This window comes from Actinoplanes siamensis (assembly GCF_016862395.1).
In the GTDB taxonomy this organism is placed as follows: Bacteria; Actinomycetota; Actinomycetes; order Mycobacteriales; family Micromonosporaceae; genus Actinoplanes; species Actinoplanes siamensis.
Genome location: NZ_BOMW01000015.1, coordinates 1 through 16233, shown reverse-complemented (window position 1 = coordinate 16233; position 16233 = coordinate 1). Strand labels below are relative to the sequence as shown.

General features: G+C 72.6%; 15 protein-coding genes. 4 read left to right on the top strand and 11 right to left on the bottom strand.

Going from position 1 to position 16233, the window contains the following annotated elements:
- The first annotated feature begins 10 nt into the window (after positions 1-10).
- Together Asi03nite_RS07490 and Asi03nite_RS07485 are read left to right on the top strand one after the other, a co-directional pair.
- Positions 11-1300 carry a lipopolysaccharide biosynthesis protein gene (locus Asi03nite_RS07490; RefSeq protein WP_203677691.1) on the top strand — a complete coding sequence of 430 codons (1290 nt, stop codon included), beginning with the start codon at positions 11-13 and terminating at the stop codon, positions 1298-1300.
- Positions 1297-2517, top strand: a complete 1221-nt coding sequence (locus Asi03nite_RS07485) for an O-antigen ligase family protein (RefSeq protein WP_203677690.1) — start codon at positions 1297-1299, stop codon at positions 2515-2517. Before Asi03nite_RS07490 ends, Asi03nite_RS07485 begins: the two co-directional genes overlap by 4 nt.
- Here Asi03nite_RS07485 and Asi03nite_RS07480 read toward each other — a convergent pair.
- From Asi03nite_RS07480 to Asi03nite_RS07460, 5 genes are all read right to left on the bottom strand, one after another.
- A complete protein-coding gene (locus Asi03nite_RS07480) occupies positions 2514-3773 on the bottom strand; it encodes a glycosyltransferase family 4 protein (RefSeq protein WP_239102514.1) in 1260 nt (419 codons plus the stop codon). The genes Asi03nite_RS07485 and Asi03nite_RS07480 overlap by 4 nt on opposite strands.
- Positions 3770-4414, bottom strand: coding sequence for a sugar transferase (locus tag Asi03nite_RS07475; protein ID WP_275409339.1), 645 nt, complete (start codon positions 4412-4414; stop codon positions 3770-3772). The genes Asi03nite_RS07480 and Asi03nite_RS07475 overlap by 4 nt, the downstream gene beginning before the upstream one ends.
- Positions 4411-5553 (bottom strand): DegT/DnrJ/EryC1/StrS family aminotransferase, encoded by a 1143-nt coding sequence (locus tag Asi03nite_RS07470; RefSeq protein ID WP_203677689.1) that lies wholly within the window; start codon positions 5551-5553, stop codon positions 4411-4413. The genes Asi03nite_RS07475 and Asi03nite_RS07470 overlap by 4 nt, the downstream gene beginning before the upstream one ends.
- 82 nt (positions 5554-5635) lie before the next feature.
- On the bottom strand, positions 5636-5941 hold the full coding sequence (locus Asi03nite_RS07465) for a hypothetical protein (RefSeq protein WP_203677688.1): 306 nt from the start codon (positions 5939-5941) through the stop codon (positions 5636-5638).
- A gap of 262 nt (positions 5942-6203) precedes the next feature.
- Positions 6204-7364 (bottom strand): MFS transporter, encoded by a 1161-nt coding sequence (locus Asi03nite_RS07460; RefSeq protein ID WP_203677687.1) that lies wholly within the window; start codon positions 7362-7364, stop codon positions 6204-6206.
- A 334-nt stretch (positions 7365-7698) separates the two neighbouring features.
- Here Asi03nite_RS07460 and Asi03nite_RS07455 point away from each other — a divergent pair, with 334 nt between their 5' ends.
- Complete coding sequence (locus tag Asi03nite_RS07455) at positions 7699-8700, top strand: class I SAM-dependent methyltransferase (protein WP_203677686.1); 1002 nt, start codon at positions 7699-7701, stop codon at positions 8698-8700.
- 390 nt (positions 8701-9090) lie between these two features.
- Here the strand turns inward: Asi03nite_RS07455 and lexA are convergent, their stop codons facing one another.
- The 6 genes from lexA to Asi03nite_RS07425 all read right to left on the bottom strand — a co-directional run bounded on the left by lexA (position 9091) and on the right by Asi03nite_RS07425 (position 14134).
- Positions 9091-9735, bottom strand: coding sequence for a transcriptional repressor LexA (lexA, locus tag Asi03nite_RS07450; protein WP_203677685.1), 645 nt, complete (start codon positions 9733-9735; stop codon positions 9091-9093).
- 100 nt (positions 9736-9835) lie between these two features.
- On the bottom strand, positions 9836-10105 hold the full coding sequence (locus Asi03nite_RS07445; protein ID WP_203677684.1) for a DUF1905 domain-containing protein: 270 nt from the start codon (positions 10103-10105) through the stop codon (positions 9836-9838).
- 21 nt (positions 10106-10126) lie between these two features.
- Positions 10127-11389, bottom strand: a complete 1263-nt coding sequence (locus Asi03nite_RS07440) for a hypothetical protein (RefSeq protein ID WP_203677683.1) — start codon at positions 11387-11389, stop codon at positions 10127-10129.
- Positions 11386-12183, bottom strand: a complete 798-nt coding sequence (locus Asi03nite_RS07435; protein ID WP_203677682.1) for a hypothetical protein — start codon at positions 12181-12183, stop codon at positions 11386-11388. The genes Asi03nite_RS07440 and Asi03nite_RS07435 overlap by 4 nt, the downstream gene beginning before the upstream one ends.
- Positions 12180-13061, bottom strand: coding sequence for a hypothetical protein (locus Asi03nite_RS07430; protein WP_203677681.1), 882 nt, complete (start codon positions 13059-13061; stop codon positions 12180-12182). Before Asi03nite_RS07430 ends, Asi03nite_RS07435 begins: the two co-directional genes overlap by 4 nt.
- Before the next feature lie 5 nt (positions 13062-13066).
- Entirely contained in the window at positions 13067-14134 is a 1068-nt protein-coding gene (locus tag Asi03nite_RS07425; RefSeq protein ID WP_203677680.1) for a hypothetical protein, read from the bottom strand.
- A 595-nt stretch (positions 14135-14729) separates the two neighbouring features.
- Between Asi03nite_RS07425 and Asi03nite_RS07420 the strand changes: the two genes are divergently transcribed.
- Positions 14730-16233 (top strand): NAD(P)/FAD-dependent oxidoreductase (locus Asi03nite_RS07420; RefSeq protein WP_239102513.1); only part of this gene is annotated, 1504 nt, incomplete at its 3' end.

Genomic DNA, 16233 nt, shown 5'->3' with positions numbered 1-16233 from the left:
TGGCGGCCGCATGTCCGCCGGTGAGCGCCTCGGGCTCCGGTCACTGCTGCGGCACGTGCCCGCCGCCGTGCGGCGCGACTACGCCGCCACCCTGCTCGTCCAGTGGTTCGTGCTGGGCACCGGGCTGCTGCTGTTCCACCTGGTCGCGCAGTGGGGCAGCGTCGACGGGTTCGCCTACTACCAGATCGCCCGGGGCGCGGTGAGCACGTTCCAGCCGGCCCTGCTGCTCGGCCTCGGGCTGGCCCTGCAGCGGTACCTCCCGCGCACCGAGCACACCACCCGGCGACTCGCCCGGCAGGTGCTCTGTGTCGAGGCCGCCGTGGTCACCGCCGTCGGCCTGATCGGCGTCGGCGCCGGGACCTGGATGGCCGGGCTGCTCGGCCTGCCCGGCGGCCGGGGCGCCGTGGCGGCCGTCGCGGTCATGCTGGGCGGCAACTGCCTGTGCGCGGTCGGGCTCACCGCGCTGCGCGGCAACCACCAGGTCCTCGACTCGAACCTGGTCTCCGGGATCGCGCTCGGCCTGATCCCGCTGATCGCGTTCGTCTCCGCGGACGCCATCGAGGACTTCCTGATCATCCAGGGCGCCGGCGCGGCAGCGGTAGGAATCTGGGGCGCCCTGGTCGTCCGTCGCCGGCCGACCACGCCGGCCCCCGATCACGAGCCGAACCTGAGGACCCTGATGGCGTACGGCGTACGCCGCATGCCCGGCGACGTGGCGCTGCCCACGCTCTACACGTTCCCCACCTTCGCCGTGGCGGTGACCATGCCGGGCCGGCCGGAAGCCGGCTACGTCGGGTTCACCACCTCGGCGGTCACCCTGATCTGCTCGTTCTTCGCCCTGCTCACCCCGGTGCTGATGCCCCGGCTCAGCCGCTTGTTCCACCGGACCGGCGAGAGCCCGGGGGTGCGGCAACTGCTCACCGCGCTGCCGGTGCTGGCCGGCGCGCTGGCCGTGGCGCCGACCGCGGTCATCATGGTGGGCGCGCCGGCGCTGGTGCGCTGGTTCCTCGGCGCGGAGTTCGCGGCGGCGGTGCCGCTGCTGCGGCTGGGCGTGCTGGCCGCCATCCCGCTCGCCATGTTCTACGCGGCCCGCCCGACCATGGACACCCTGCTCGAACCGAAGCTCGTGAGCCGGCTGCTGCTCGCCTGCCTCGCCTTGGAGATGGTGGTGACCGCCATCGGGACGGTGTTCCTGGCGCCGCCGCGCGCGGCGGTCCTGGGACTCGCGGCGTCGGCGACGGCGCTGGGCATCGACGCGGTGGGACTGGCGGCGCGCGCCGTACGCCAGCCGCGGCCATGACCACCCCGCAGACCGCCCGGCCCGGACTGGTCGTCGTGATCGCGTTCGTGGTGATGCTGGCCGGCAGGTTCACGCTGACCCGCGCCGGTCTGGACATCCCGGTGCTCAACGACGTACGCGTGCCCCTGTTCCTGGTCCTGCTCCTCAGCCTCGCCCTGGAATCGCACCACGTCGGCCATCATCCGGCCAAGGGCAGCGAGGCTCTGTACGGCCTGCTGGCGCTGATCGGCTACCAGGGGCTCTCGGTGCTCTGGGCGCCGCCCGGCACGGTCACCGGCCCGGTGCTCGGCGACCTGTGCGCGCTCGCCGTGCTGCTGGTCGTCTACTTCAGACTGGCCGCCTGGGACCGCGACCGGGTGACCGCCACGACACTCACCCTGTTCCACGCCGCGGCCTGGGTCTACTTCCTGGCCGCCGCGTCCGGCCGGGGCCATGAGGCGAACGGCCGGTGGGCGGCGCTCGGCGGCGGCCCCAACGTCTTCGTCCGGCTGATGGTCCTCGGCATGATCACCTCGCTGTACCTCTACCTGCGCCACGGCGAGCGGCTGATCTGGCTGGTCCCGATCCCGGTGTTCCTGTTCGGCGCGGTCGCGTCCGGCTCCCGGGGCGGCCTGGTCTCGCTCGGCATCACGATCGGGATCGCTTTGCTCGCCATCCGGCCGCGGATCGACTTCGGCCGGATCGTCAAGCCGCTGACCCTGGTCGCCGTGACCGGCGCGGTCCTGGTGATCACCGCCGGGCCGTTGATCGCCGGGTTCGTGCAGCAGCGGTTCGTCGAGGCGACCCTCGGGGAGGGGTACGCGTCGGAGCGCGACGTGCTGTTCCAGATGGCGTTGCAGATCTTCTGGCAGCGCCCGCTGCTGGGCACCGGCCTGAACGGCTTCCCCTCGGTCAGCGGCCTCAACCCCGACCTGTACGTGCACAACCTGCCACTGTCGATCGCCGCCGAGGGCGGGTTCATCGGCCTGGCCCTGCTCCTGGTGGCGTTCCTGGGGCTGTGGCACGGATACGCCGCGGTGCCGCGGGCCGAGCGCAGCCTGGAAGCGCGTACGGCTGCCTACTGCGGGATCTTCATCGCCGCCACCAACCTGTTCTCCGGTGACTACTACGACGCCCGGATGATGTGGGTCATGCTGCTGCTGGCCGCGGTGCACCCGGCCCCCGACCGGGTACCGGCGGCCGCACGTCAGGGCTCGTCTCGCGGACCGGGTGGTTAGCGCGCCGGCCGCGGACGCCCGGCGGCCGTTCCCCGGCTCCGCCCCGGGTCGCCGGCCGCGGCGGCCCGGATCAGCACGCGCTCGAAGTCCCGGAACAGCAGATCGCGGTCGAAACGCTCCCGGGCCAGCGCGTCGGCCGCGGTCCGCGCCGCCGCGCACGCCGCCGGATCCTTCAGGAACGCGGACACCGCGTCGGCCGCGCCCCCGGGATCGTCCGCCGGCAGGACCAGCCCGGCCCCGCTGCCGGCGAGCAGGCCGGCGATCCATCCGCCGTGGTTCACCGCGACCGGCCGCCCCGCGGCGAGCGCGTCGAGAACCTTGTTGGACGAGTCGCTGCCCAGCTCAGGCCGGTTGACGGTCAGGCCGGTGGCCAGGTCGCAGGCCGCGAAGAAGGCCACCACCTCGCTCTTGGCGACCGGCCCGAGCAGGAACAGGTTCCGGTCCAGCACACCCAGCTCGGCGGCCAGGCGCCGGACCGGTTCACGCATCCGGCCGTCACCGACGATCGCGATCCGGACCTCGGGGTCGGTGACGGCCAGCCGGGCGGCCATCCGCACCAGGTAGTCCACCCCGTTGACCACGCCGATCGCCCCGGCGTACAGGACCAGCGGCCGGTCCTCGAGCCACGGCAGAGCCGCCCGCAGCGCCGTACCGGCCCGTTCCGCGTCCGGGCCGGCGAACAACGCCCGGTCGCAGCCGTTCGGCACCACGGTGACCGGCACCTGCGGGAACCGCCGCCGGATGCTGGCGGCCATCCCCTCGGACAGCGCGATCACCTGCGCGGACCGGTGGTAGGCCCAGGCCTCCAGCCGGCGGGCGGCCCACCGGCTGGCCGGCGAGCGGAGCGCACCCATCGCGATCGGCACCTCCGGCCACAGATCCCGGACCTCGAACACCATCGGGACCCGCCGGCGCAGCGCCGCGTACGCGCCCGGGATCGCCACCGTCAGCGGCGTGCTGGTGGCCAGGACGAGGTCGTGACGGCGGCGCCCGGCCACCACCGCCGCGCGGCCGACGAAGCTCAGAAAGGCCCAGATCCGGCGACGATAGGACATCGTGTTGTGGTACGGCACCGGCAGCCAGTGCACCACGATGCCGGCCTCGGTACTGGTCCGGGCCGGCCCGCCGGCCGGGTCACCGGTGATCACGTGCACCTCGTGGCCGCTCTCCACCAAGCGTCTGGCCAGCTCGTACGAGCGTGTCCCGCCGGCCATCGCCGGGGTCTTGAAGTACTGATGGATGTAGGTGATCCTCACCGGCCCGGCTCCTCCCCGTCCGTCCGCGGCGAACCGGTGAACTGGGGCATCGTCGACTCACCCGGGGCGGTGATGCCGGTCCGGCGCAGCAGGATCAGGACGGTCTGCGCGCCGATCCACGCGTTCAGCGCCAGCGACCGGTGGTCGACGTACCAGACGTCGATCGCCAGCCGTTGCTCCCAGTCCACCGTGTTGCGGCCGCTGACCTGCGCGAGCCCGGTGACGCCGGGCCGCACCTCGTGCCGGCGCGCCTGCTCCGGCGTGTACAGGTCGAGATAGTGCATCAGCAGCGGCCGCGGCCCCACCAGGCTCATGTCCCCGCGCAGGACGTTCCACAGCGTCGGCAGCTCGTCCAGGCTGGTGGCGCGCAGCGCCCGGCCCAGCCGGGTCAGCCGGTCGGCGTCGGTGACCAGGCCGCGCCGCTCGTCCACGTCCCGCATCGTGCGGAACTTGACCAGGGTGAACGGCCGACCGTGCAGGCCCGGCCGCGGCTGGCGGAACAGCACCGGCCGGCCCAGTCCGGCCGCGACCACGCCGGCGGTCACCAGCAGCACCGGCGACAACGCGACCAGGCCGGTGGCGGCGGCGACCACGTCGATCGCCCGCTGCACCGCGTCGGTGACGCGGGGCGAGAGGCTCACCGGCGGCCGTCCAGGAACTCGGTGATCCCATCGAGGACCCGGCGCACCTGGTCATCGCCGAGCGCGGAGCCGCTGGGCAGGGCCAGGCCCTCCCGGAACAGGCGCTCCGCGGCGCCGCTCAGGGCGGTCCGGGCGCCGGCGAAGACCGGCTGCAGATGCATGGGCTTGAACACCGGGCGGGTCTCCACGTTCCGCGCCGCCAGATGCGCGGCCAGTTCCCGGGCCTGCCAGCCGGCCCGCTCCGGGTCGACGGCGATGCAGGTGAGCCAGCAGTTGGCCGCCAGGTCGTCGCCGCCCGGCAGCCGCACGCCTTCGACGTCGGCGAAGACCTTGGCGTACCCGTCACGCACGGCCCGGCGGCGCTCGATCATCTCGTCCAGGCGGCGCAGCTGGGCCCGGCCCAGCGCGGCCAGCAGATTGCTCAGCCGGTAGTTGTAGCCGATCTCGGCGTGCTCGTAGTGCTCGGCCGGCAGCCGCGCCTGGCCCGCCAGGTGTCGCGCCCGGCCGGCCAGCTCCGCGTCGCCGGTGAGCAGCATGCCGCCGCCCGACGTCGTCATGATCTTGTTGCCGTTGAACGACAGCGCCGCCGCCCGGCCGAACGAGCCGGCCGCCCGGCCCCGGTGCGTGGCGCCCAGCGCCTCGGCGGCGTCCTCGATCAGCGGGACGCCGTGCCTGTCGCACACCGGCAGGATCCGCCCGTAGTCGGCGCACGACCCGTACAGGTCGGCGGTCAGCACCGCGCGCACCCGCGCGCCCTCGGCGCTCAGCTCGGCGAGCAGGCCGGCGAGCAGGTCCGGGTCGAGGTTGCCGGTGGCCGGGTCGCAGTCGGCGAAGACAGGCGTCGCGCCGGTGTAGACCACGGCGTTCGCGGTGGCCACGAACGTGAGGGTGGGCACCACGACGACGTCGCCGGGGCCGGCGCCGATACCCAGCAACGCCAGATGCAGCGCGGCGGTGCCCGAGCTCAGGGCGACCGCGTGCGGGACGCCCACCCGGGCGGCGATCTCCCGCTCGAACAGGTCGAGATCCGGCCCGGCCGGGGCGACCCACCCGGAGCGGAGGGCCGCCAGCACAAACTCCTGCTCCAGGGGCCCGATGTCGGGGCCGGACAGCAGCACGGTTCGATCTTCGGCAAGCATCCCCCACCACCTGTTGGCCGGCGCGGGGGGATCACGTGCGGCTGGCGTCCTCGCCAGCCATGCTAGTCCGGGACGGGCGCCGTCAGCCGCTTGTCACCCAAGACGGCGTGAAGTCGATCCCCCACGCCACGGCGGCGCCGATCAGCGCCAGGCCGAGCCCGAGCAGGGCGCCGACGCCGATCGCCTTGAAACGCGGGGTGTTCACCAGGAACGCTCCGAGCGCCCCGGTGACCGGAGCGATGCAGCAGCCGCCGGTGCCGTAGAAGTACATCCACTGGTGCGGATCGTCGGTGTCGCTCCACAACCAGTTCGCCGAGAACAGGCCGAGACCGACGTGCAACGCGAGCACGAGAATGCCGACCAGCACCGCCAGAGATCCCTTAGCCACACCGGAACGTTAGCCGCACCAGTCGCGGCAGGCACATGGGTGGGGGTGCCCTTTCCCGTCCAGCCGCGTCACATCACCACAAATCGGGTGCGCTTCTCACGTACCGCATCTGTCCACTCACCACAGCGTTCCCGGCGTCTCCTCCGCGGCCCCCGGTCCGCCTACCGTCCGGCTCGTCGCCCGGCTCGTCGCCCGGCGGGTTCGAGCCTCCCCGCTCCCCTCCCGCCGTGCCCGATATCAGCCGGTCACCTGCGCGACCGTGTCAGACGGACACCGGACGCCGCCCGAAGGACGCGACGGACATCGCCGCCACCGCGAGCAGGCCCGCCAGCGGGGCGAACAAAAACCCGTACCGGATCGAATCGGCCACCAGCGGCCCGGTGACCGCCGCACCGGCCGCGCTGCCCACCGTGAACGCCGTGATGATCCAGGCGAACGCCTCCACCGCGGTCCCCGGCGGCGTCAACCGGTCCGCGGTCAGGAACACCGCGGTCAGCACCGGCGGCAGGAACACACCGGCGACCGCCAGCAGAAGCCCCATCAGGCCCGGCCCGGGAACCGCGAGCAGCGGTACGAAACCCACCGCCAGCCCCGCCGTGACCAGCGGCAGCCGGGACGCGCCGCCGGGGCGGGCGCGCATGTACGCCAGGCCGCCGGCCAGTGCCCCGGCTGCCTGCGCGGCGAGCAGCCAGCCACTCAGGGACCGGTTCCCGGCCGCCTCGGCATAACCGGTCACCACGACCGGCAGGCTGCCGATCGCCGCGCCCGCGCAGACCACCCCGAGAAGGATCACGACGAAGCGCGGCACCCGCAGCGGGCCGGCCCAGTGCCGAGCCCCGGGGACACCGCGCCAGACCCGGACCACCGGCGTCGACGCGAACACCGCCACCCCGGCGAGCTGCAACAACGCGGCGGCGACGAGACCGGCCGGCGGACCGGCGACCGCCACCGCGAGCAGGGTGACCAGCGGGCCTGTCACATAGATGACCTCCTGCACGGCAAGGTCCAGCGAATACGCCGCGGCCACCGCCTCCGGCGCGACCAGATCCGGCCAGAGCGCGCGCAGGCAGGCTTCCAGCGGCGGGGTGCCGAGCCCACCCAGCACCGCGCCGGCAATCATCGGAGCGACGGTGTGGCCGCTCAGCGCGACCAGCAGGAAGCCGGCGCCGGAGAGCGCCGCGGACCCCCAGAGCACCGGCGGCTGCCGCCAGCGGTCGACGATACGGGCGAGGAACGGCGCGCTGACCGCCATGCCGGCGGTGTAGCCCGCGACGACCAGCCCGGCGAAGGCCAGGCTGCGCGTCTCACGCGCGAAGAGGAGGAGAGCCAGCGGCGCCGAGGCCATCGGCAGGCGTCCGGTCTGGCTGGCGGCGAGGAGTCTTGCGACGGGCGGCGTACGCAGCAGTTTCGTGATCGCGGACATGAGCTCTTCCGTTTCCGGGGACGGGACAGGTCACCTGAATGGCCGGTTCGGGGCACGCGCGATCGCCTCCACGACACGGTCGGTCCGTGCCCATCGCGGAAGGCAGCATGAAGTCGAGCGGCGGAAACCGGCCCCGGTCAAGCGATCAGGGAGCGAAGTCGGCCCGCTCGTGATCCAGCCCGTACAGCGGAAGCTCGGGCGTAACCCAAGCCGCAAACGCAGCCGCGGCGGCAAGAAGTCGGGTCACGCCGCCAGCCTAGCGGAGCCCCACCCGCCCACACCCCACCCCATCGCCTGTGCTGACCGCCTGCGCTGACTCCCGCCGACGCTGACGATGGCGTCGGCCATCACTCTGGCTCGCGCCGGCCGCCGCGAACACCCGTCTTTGGTAGGGGTCCTTTCGGCCCGGTTCTTTCGGCCGAGGACCGGTTCTTTCGGCCGGTGGTTTCCGCCCGGCCGGGCCGATAACGTCGGTACCGGCCGGGAGGGGACCATGGCGAGCAAACGGGTTGAGAACACCGCTCTGGGAGTCGGCACGATCCGGGCGATGGAGAGTCACGAGCCACCGGAACAGCGCCTGTTCGACGATCAGGTCGCCGAGGGCTTCCTTACCGGGGTGACGGCATCGCTCGTGCGGCACGGCTCGCTGCGCCGGGTGTTCCGCCGCCTGGTGGAGGCGGCGGCGCCCGGAATCTACGGCAGTGTGGTGTGCCGCACCCACCTGATCGACGACGCCTGCACCCGCTTTCCGCAGGTCGTCATCGTCGGGGCGGGCATGGACACCCGGCCGTATCGTCTGCGCGCCATGTCCGCGCCCACGCCGGTCTGGGAGATCGACCTCCCGGCGGTCCAGACCGCGAAGATGTCCGCCGTGCACCGAACGCTGGGCACCCTGCCGGCGAATGTTCGGTACGTACCGGCGGATCTGGCGGAGAGCAGCCTCAGCGAACTGCTTCCGGACGCCGGCTTCGACGCGTCGACGGCCGCGCTGCTCATCTGCGAGGCCGTCCTGCAATACCTGCCCGCGCAGGCGGCCGACTCTCTTTTCGCGTTCGCCGGTGGGCTTCCGGCCGGAAGCCGCCTCATCTTCACCTACTTGCCCGAGGAGGTGCTCCGCGCGCCACGTCACGCTCGCCGGGTTCGTCATTTCCACTGGCAGACGGGCTTCGACCCGGCCCGCCTGCCGGATCTGCTCACCGCCCACGGCCTCACCTTGACCGCCGATCTGGGCCGGGCCGAGTTCGAGTCGCATTGCCTGGCTCCGCGTTCCCGCCGGCTCCCGGTCGCCGAGCTGGAGCGCATAGCCATCGCCGAGGTGGGCCCGCCAACCAGCTGATGACCTCGCCGCCCACCCGGCAGCCGGCCGCGCCGTCCAAGCCGGTCCCGTCCCTCACCAGGACCGGGAGATGGTGGAGCAGGCCGAGACAGCGGCGAACCGACCGCGAAGCCGCCCTCGGCGAAACAGGCCTGCGGAGGCCGTTGGAGAAACCAGCCCGGCGCAGGCGACTGACGATGCGCGCCCCGACGCAGACGACTGACGAAGTGCGCCCCCACGCGGGCAACTGACGAAGCGCGCCCCGACGCAGGCCTGTCGGTGAAGTCCGGCGGTCACGGCCCGACGCTCACGACAGCCGCGACCTGGTCGCCTGGCGCCCGGCCGCGGTCGAAGGCCCCGGATGACTGAGACGACCTCGCCCAGGATGAGCGCGTTGGCGCCCGACCGCGGTCAGAGCCGGCGGATGACTGAGACGACCTTGCCCAGGATGACCGCGTTGGCGCCGGGGATGACCGCGTAGCTCGGGTTCTGTGGGACCAGTTCGATGTGGTCGTCGCGGCGGCGGAAGGTCTTCACGGTGGCCTCGCCGTCGATCATGGCGGCCACGATCTCGCCGTTCTCGGCTACCGGCTGCTGGCGGACCACGACGACGTCGCCGTCGCAGATGGCGGCTTCGATCATCGAGTCGCCCTTGACCGTGAGGGCGAACAGAGTGCCGTGGCCGACCATTCCGGTGGAGACGGTGAGCTGGTCGAGAACGTGCTCATCGGCGAGGATCGGGGCGCCGGCGGCGATCTGGCCGAGGAGCGGGATCGTGACGGCCGGGTCGGCGGTGGCCTGGTCGGTCGCGGCCGGGTCACGGACGTCGACGGCGCGCGAGCCGTGCGGCTGGCGCCGCAGCAGGCCGTGCCGCTCCAGAACTTTGAGGTGGTGGGCCACCGACGACGGCGAGACCAGCCCGACCGCGGCGCCGATCTCCCGCACCGTCGGCGGGAAGCCCCGCTCCCGCACCGAGTCGCGGATGACCGCGAGGATGCGCTCCTGCTTCGCCGTTATCCGCGGCTGCGGCTCGCCGTCACCGACATCGACGCTCATGTCCGCACCTTACCCCATGATTAGATCAGATGTACGAATCGTGACCGGAACCGCACGTTCGGGGGACGTCGTCCCGTCCGGACCCGCTCCGCCGGGACGATCAATCACCCAGGCGGGACGGGTCCACCTCGATCTCGACCCGCACCACATCCCCGTGATCCTTCGCGGCCCGGATCCGCTGCGGCACCGCGAGCAGCCAGCCTTCCCGGGAGTCCCGCCAGACACTGGTCGCCCACGTCTTCCCGTCGACGGTCGCGATCACCGGCACCCGCCCGAACGGCCCGGCCGAATCGGGCGCGTGTTCGTCCGGGATCGGTGCGAAGACCCAGCCGCCCTCACCCGACCACCTGATCAGTTCCGCCTCGAACATCTTCTCGTCTCCCAGGCCGCTTCACCGGACAAAGAGCAGGAACAACCCCGCCCAGGTGCACCCGATCATGAACAGGACCAGCGGAAGCTCGTCAGCGAGCGTCGCCAGCACCGGCACGCCACGAGCGAGCCGCGGGCCGGCGGCGGCAACGCGGACCGCGCCGGAAACACCTGGAGCGTCGACGGCGGCCGATGCCAGCGCCGCGTCGTGGGCGACGATCACGCCGATCACGTGTCCCAGAAGGATCAGCGCGACCTGCGCACCGGCGATCACCGACGGGATCGGTACGACGTTCCAGGCCACATCGGACGCCAGCCCCCACTGCCGGGTCAGCAGCAGGAATCCGCGCGGCGCCGCCACGATCAGCAACGACAGGTAGTGCGCCAGCGTGTACCCCACCGCGATCGGGATCAGCGAAGCGGTCACGTCCAACCCGCCCGCGGTCTTCCGCACCGCGACCAGCACCACGATGCAGACCAGCACCAGCGCCCCGGTGGCGTAGAGGTCGGCGTGTCCGGCCCGCTGCACGAACCCGGCCCAGGCCGGCGACCCGGACGCGCTGTCGAAGACCGTCGAGCCCCACCAGACCGCCACGAAGGCCGCGAGCCCGGCGCCCGCCCCGGGCAGACGTGCGGCCAGACCGCTGAGCGGGACCTGCCAGCGGAGTGGGCTGAGGCGGCCGGCCAGCTCGGAGTACAGCTCGAAGCAGTCACCCCGGGCGAACCACTGCTCGCCGCGCAGCACCGCCATCCCGAGCTGCGCGAGTCCGTAGCCGAGCAGGCAGCACCCGATCACCAGGGGGTCGGTGCGGCCCGGCGCCACCAGCTCGAACCAGACGAACGCCAGCAACCACAGAACCGCCGGCCACACGCCCAGCCCGGCCCCGGGACGCAAGCCGGCGGGCGGGAGGCGCAACAACCGGAAGAGCGTCCGCAACGGATTGACCGCGCGCCACACCGGCCCGAGGAGCGCGCTGAGCGGAACCACCCCGACCCACAGCCACACGAACAGGGCGTGGGCCACCGGGTTCGCCGAGTCGCGCGGCCCGAACAGCGCGTTCCCGACCAGGTACAGCGACAGCAGGAGAACGACGACGCGCAGCGCCGGCAACCAGATCGCGGCCGGCACGGGACGTTCGGCGAAGCCGGCCAGACGCGGCCTGGTCCACCACAGCGCGGCGATCAGAAAGGACAGGACCACCGTCGCGGCGCCGGCCTGCAGCACCAGGTCCAGCGGCAACGGCAGGTCCGAGGAGCTGCCGACCCCGTGAGCGAGCGGGCTCACTTCACTTCGAGCTGCAGCAGCAACGTGTCCGGGTGTGCCTCCACGTCGAAGAGCCCGGCTCGGGACGCCACGAACACGATGCACATCGGCTGGCCGGGCCGCACCTGGTACTCCAGGTCGTACCCGTGGACGTGGATCTGCGCGGCGGAGTCGACAGAGATGCCGAGGCGGACCTGGCTGCCGAGGGGCACGGCGACCCGGTGCGGCGCCGGGGACGCCTTGCCGTCGCGCAGCTCCGCGTTCGCCGCCACCTGGCCGGGGGCCTCCGAGCCGCATGCGGCCGGCGCGGCGGCCTGCGCGGCGGGCGCCTGCGTGCAGCCGGGCAGCAGGGTGAGCGCCGCCAGCAGGAACGGAACCAGCCGCAGCGACCGCTTGCCGAGACCGGCCGGCGCCGGCTGCGGGCCGCCGGCGGGCGGAGCGAAGGCGCTGACGCCGGCCGGCGGGGCGAAACCACGGACGCCCGCGGGCGCGGCGAAGGCCCGGACATCGGCGGGCGCGTCCGCGGCGCGGGCATCGGCGGGCAGGGCCACGGCGTGGACGCCGGCGGGCGCGGCCAGGGCAGGAAGGTCGGCGGGCGGGACCGCGGCGCGCGCACGCCGCCGGGACAGGGCCAGCACAGCCAGCTGCAGGAAGGTCGCGATCGACGCCGACGACACCAGGAGCATGAACGACGCGAACAGCGACGAGAACGAGAGCAGGCTGGTCGCGGCCATCAGGAACTTCACCCCGACCATCGCCGGCACCAGCAGGAACGCCGCCGCCACCAGCAACACCAGAGCGACCAGCACGGTCACACCCCCTCCTCGGCGACCGCCGCGCGCTGCGCGAGCGCGCGCAGCACCGGCGCCCCGGCCACCGCGGCACCCGCGCCCAAACCCAGCGCCAGCACGACCAGCACCCGCTCCATCGCCGCGGGACCCGCGAAGGGCAGCACCGCGCGGTGGAACGACGTCACGTCCGGGAAGACGAACACCGCGGTCAGGGCCGCGCCGGCACACACCGCGAGCAGTCCGGCGGGGCGGCCACGCAGCGCGGTCCAGGCGCCGCCCAGGATCAACGGCCAGGCCAGCAGGTTGATGCCGGCGGCGTTGAGGAACGTGCCGGCGAACGGCGCCGACTCGACCGCGAGCGTGGAACCGGTGACGTGCGCGATCGACGCGGCCATCGCGACCACGCCGGCCGCGGACAGCAGCAGGTCGGCGCGGTGCAGGCGGCGGGCGATCGCGGGTACGGCCACGGCCGCCACGATAGCCAGCGCCCACCAGGGCAACGGGTTCGGCTGTCGTTCCCCGACCAGCACGCCGGCCACCGTCACGGCGGTGCCGTTCGCGTCGAGAAGGACCGTCCAATCCGTCGTACGGCCGGAATCGATCTTTTTGTTCTCCGGGGTTGCTCCTGGGTCTGCCCAGGTCAGCTCGCCACCGGAGGGGACCGGCTGGGACCGGCCGGCGACCGAGACCGGTCCGCCGGTGCCGTTGGTCAGCCGCAGCTTCGCGCCGTCCTCGATCGCGACGACCGTCAGGCCCGGAATCGTCGGTGTGACGGTCACCACCCGGCTGCGCGCGTCGGTGGCCACCAGCCCGCCGGCATGCGCGGACGCGGGTCCCGCGGCGGTCAGCACGGTCGCCGCGACGACCGCCGACAGCATCACGAGACGCCGCGGCCAGCGCATCGGCATCACTCCGGCTGCAGGTGCTGGATGCTGCGGGTGACCAGAACCGTGCCGGCGCCGGTCAGCGCGGTCAGGGTGAGCAGGCCGCTGACCATGTGGATGTTCCACCCGACGGTGCCGGTCCGGAGCTGCCCGACCAGCAGCACCGCGCCCCACACCACCGGCGGCGCGATCAGCCCGAGCAGGGCCCACCGGGCGGTCACCGGCAGCGCGACGAGGCGATTCGCCACACGCAGCGCCAGCTCGGCGACCGGCGCGGCGACGGCCACCGTCAGCTGCGGCCACCAGGGCGCCTCGGAGTCGAACATCAGGTGCATGAGCAGCGCGGGGACGGAGACGAGCGCGGTCGGCAGACCGATCGGCAGACGCCAGCGGCGGCCGATCATCAGGATCGGGACCAGCAGCAGAACGGTGCTGAAGAGATATCCGTGCACCAGCTGGCCGTCGGTGGAGAACACGTTCGGCACGGCGTCGCCGCTGCCCAGGTGGCGGAAGCCGAGCGCGCTGGCGTGCAGCGAGTAGATGTGCAGCGGGAGCACCGCGAAAAGCGCGGAGACGCCGACCAGCCAGGCGCCGCCGGCACCGAGCAGACGGCCGGGGACGGTGGCCGTCATCAGCGCCGGGCCCATCGCCACCAGCACCATGCCCAGGATGATCAGCTCGTGGCTGGGGCTGACGAAGATCTCGAGGTTCTTCTCGATGCCGAAGATGTTGTGCCAGAGCGTGTCCATCCCGCCGCCGACCAGCAGCGACGCCATGCCGGCGAGCGGCAGGCGCAGGGCGTTGGGCAGCGCGACCAGGCTTTGGTACGTCGGGATCGCCGGCAGCCTCGACCTCATGATCCAGAGGAGCGTGAAGCCGGACGCCGCGATGCCCGAGTAGAGCACCCCGTGCCACGGGGTCCAGAAGGTCTCCAGCTCGGGCGTGGTGGCATGCGCGTACGCGTCGAGCTGCAGGCCGATCACCAGCCAGGCGCTCGCGACCAGCAGCACCCATCGCTCCCGCGCGGTGAACGCGGTGAAGCCGGCGGCCGCTGCCGGGACAGGCTGCGGCCGATCCACGGACGTTGTCACGATTCCCCCTCCGATCGAACCGGGCGAAGGTAACCTACATCGCCCTTGGTACATGGTTCGATCAGATACCGGACCTGTGGACGACCGGTCGGCCCAACCGGTCGCTCTTCCCGCGGTTGCCGGAGGCTCGACCGGGTGCCGTAACCCTCGACGGCTCGCGGCCGTTGGCGTTCGGAGGTGAGCGACCGGACCGAGGCACAGGCGCCGGCGTCGGGCAGGTCGCGCTGGCCGGGTACCGACACGCCACGCGGGATCGGCAGGCCGCGGACGCCGGGTGACGCGGCACAGCGCGATCCGCGCCCCGGACGGCGAGTGCCGGGAGCGATGTGCCGGGCATTCAACGCGTAGGCGACCGGCATGTGGTCGGTTACGGGTGCGTAGGCGATGATGGGTGGATATCAGGCGGTTTGCGGGCGATCGACCTTCCGAGCGGGAGACCGACATATCGACCGACTCAGCGTGCCCTCAGCACCACAGGCGCACGGTGTTGTCCGGGGCCTCCGGTGAGAATCCGCACGTGAGTGGTCATTTTCACGGCATACGGGTATGGCGAGGAGCGCTGTACTAAGCGGACAGACTGGGACGGGAGCAGGCAATGACTCAAGCAAGCCGCCGCCATCGCGTGGTCGTGGTGGGAGCTGGTTTCGGTGGGCTATTCGCGATCAAGGCACTGCGCAAGGCTCCGGTGGACATCACCCTCATCAACGGTACGGCGTACCACCTCTTCCAGCCGTTGCTCTACCAGGTGGCCACCGGGATCCTGTCCGAGGGCGAGATCGCCCCGCCGATCCGCGAGGTGCTCAAACGGCAGCAGAACGTGGATGTCCGCCTGGGCTGGGTGACCGACGTCGACGTCGAGAAGAAGGTCGTCTCGGTGGCCGGGCCGGGCATCGACTACACCGTCGAGTACGACACGCTGATCGTCGCGGCCGGCGCCTCGCAGTCGTACTTCGGCAATGACCAGTTCGCCGATCACGCGCCCGGCATGAAGAGCATCGACGACGCGCTGGAGCTGCGTGCCCGGATCTTCGGCGCCTTCGAGGTCGCCGACCTGCAGACCGACCCCGAGGCGATCCAGCGCTGGCTGACCTTCGTGGTGGTGGGCGCCGGCCCGACCGGCACCGAGCTGGCCGGGCAGATCGCCGAGCTGGCCCACCGCACGCTGCCCGGGCAGTACAAGCACATCGACCCGCGGAAGGCCCGGATCATCCTGGTCGACGCGATCGGCGCGGTGCTCAACACGTTCGGCGATCATCTCTCGGCCGGCGCTCAGCGTCAGCTGGAGAAGCTCGGCGTCGAGGTCAAGTTGAACACCAAGGTGGTCGGTGTGGACTCGACGAGCATCGAGGTCGAGGACGCGGACGGGCGGCACGGCATCCCGTCGGTCACCAAGGTGTGGGCGGCCGGGGTCGCGGCGCCTCCGCTGGCCCGCAAGCTGGCCGAGGCGACCGGGGCGAAGACGGACCGGGCCGGGCGGATCTTCGTGGAGAAGGACACCACGGTGCCCGGGCACCCGGAGATCTTCGTGCTCGGCGACATGATGAACCTGGCCGGCGAGGACGGGAGGCCGCTGCCCGGGGTGGCGCAGGTCGCCATTCAGAGTGGCCGGCACGCCGCGGACCAGATCAAGCGGCGGCTCGGCGGCAAGGAGACCGGGCAGCCGTTCAGGTACTTCGACAAGGGCAGCCTGGCGACGATCTCCCGGTTCTCCGCGGTGGCCAGCATCGGCAAGGTGCACCTGTCCGGGTTCCTGGCCTGGGTGGTCTGGGTCGCGGTGCACCTGTTCTACCTGGTCGGCTTCAAGAACCGGGTGACCGCCGTGCTGCACTGGGCGGTCAGCTTCATCGGGCGCGGGCGCGCGGAGCGGGTGGCCACCCAGCAGCAGGCGTTCGCGCGTCGTGCGATCCGGGCGTACGGCGACCCGTTCGAGCGCGAGCGCGCGGCCGCGGTGACGGCCCACCGCACGGAACTCGCCGACGCCACGGCCGGGACGACCCAGGAAGCCGACAACGCCGGGCAGAACCAGGCGGAGCCGGCGATGGCCGGGGGGAGGACGGCGGACGCGACGCCGACGCGGCACACGGAGGCCGGCCGGAACG

What these genes read in the sequence shown, in the direction of transcription:
- lexA (WP_203677685.1), bottom strand. Translation starts at nt 9,735, where the DNA reads ATGAGCGTCGATGTCGGTGACGGCGAGCCGCAGCCGCGGATAACGGCG.
- Asi03nite_RS07455 (WP_203677686.1), top strand. Translation starts at nt 7,699, where the DNA reads ATGGCGTCGGCCATCACTCTGGCTCGCGCCGGCCGCCGCGAACACCCG.
- Asi03nite_RS07470 (WP_203677689.1), bottom strand. Translation starts at nt 5,553, where the DNA reads ATGCTTGCCGAAGATCGAACCGTGCTGCTGTCCGGCCCCGACATCGGG.
- Asi03nite_RS07460 (WP_203677687.1), bottom strand. Translation starts at nt 7,364, where the DNA reads ATGTCCGCGATCACGAAACTGCTGCGTACGCCGCCCGTCGCAAGACTC.
- Asi03nite_RS07485 (WP_203677690.1), top strand. Translation starts at nt 1,297, where the DNA reads ATGACCACCCCGCAGACCGCCCGGCCCGGACTGGTCGTCGTGATCGCG.
- Asi03nite_RS07430 (WP_203677681.1), bottom strand. Translation starts at nt 13,061, where the DNA reads ATGCGCTGGCCGCGGCGTCTCGTGATGCTGTCGGCGGTCGTCGCGGCG.
- Asi03nite_RS07445 (WP_203677684.1), bottom strand. Translation starts at nt 10,105, where the DNA reads ATGTTCGAGGCGGAACTGATCAGGTGGTCGGGTGAGGGCGGCTGGGTC.
- Asi03nite_RS07490 (WP_203677691.1), top strand. Translation starts at nt 11, where the DNA reads ATGTCCGCCGGTGAGCGCCTCGGGCTCCGGTCACTGCTGCGGCACGTG.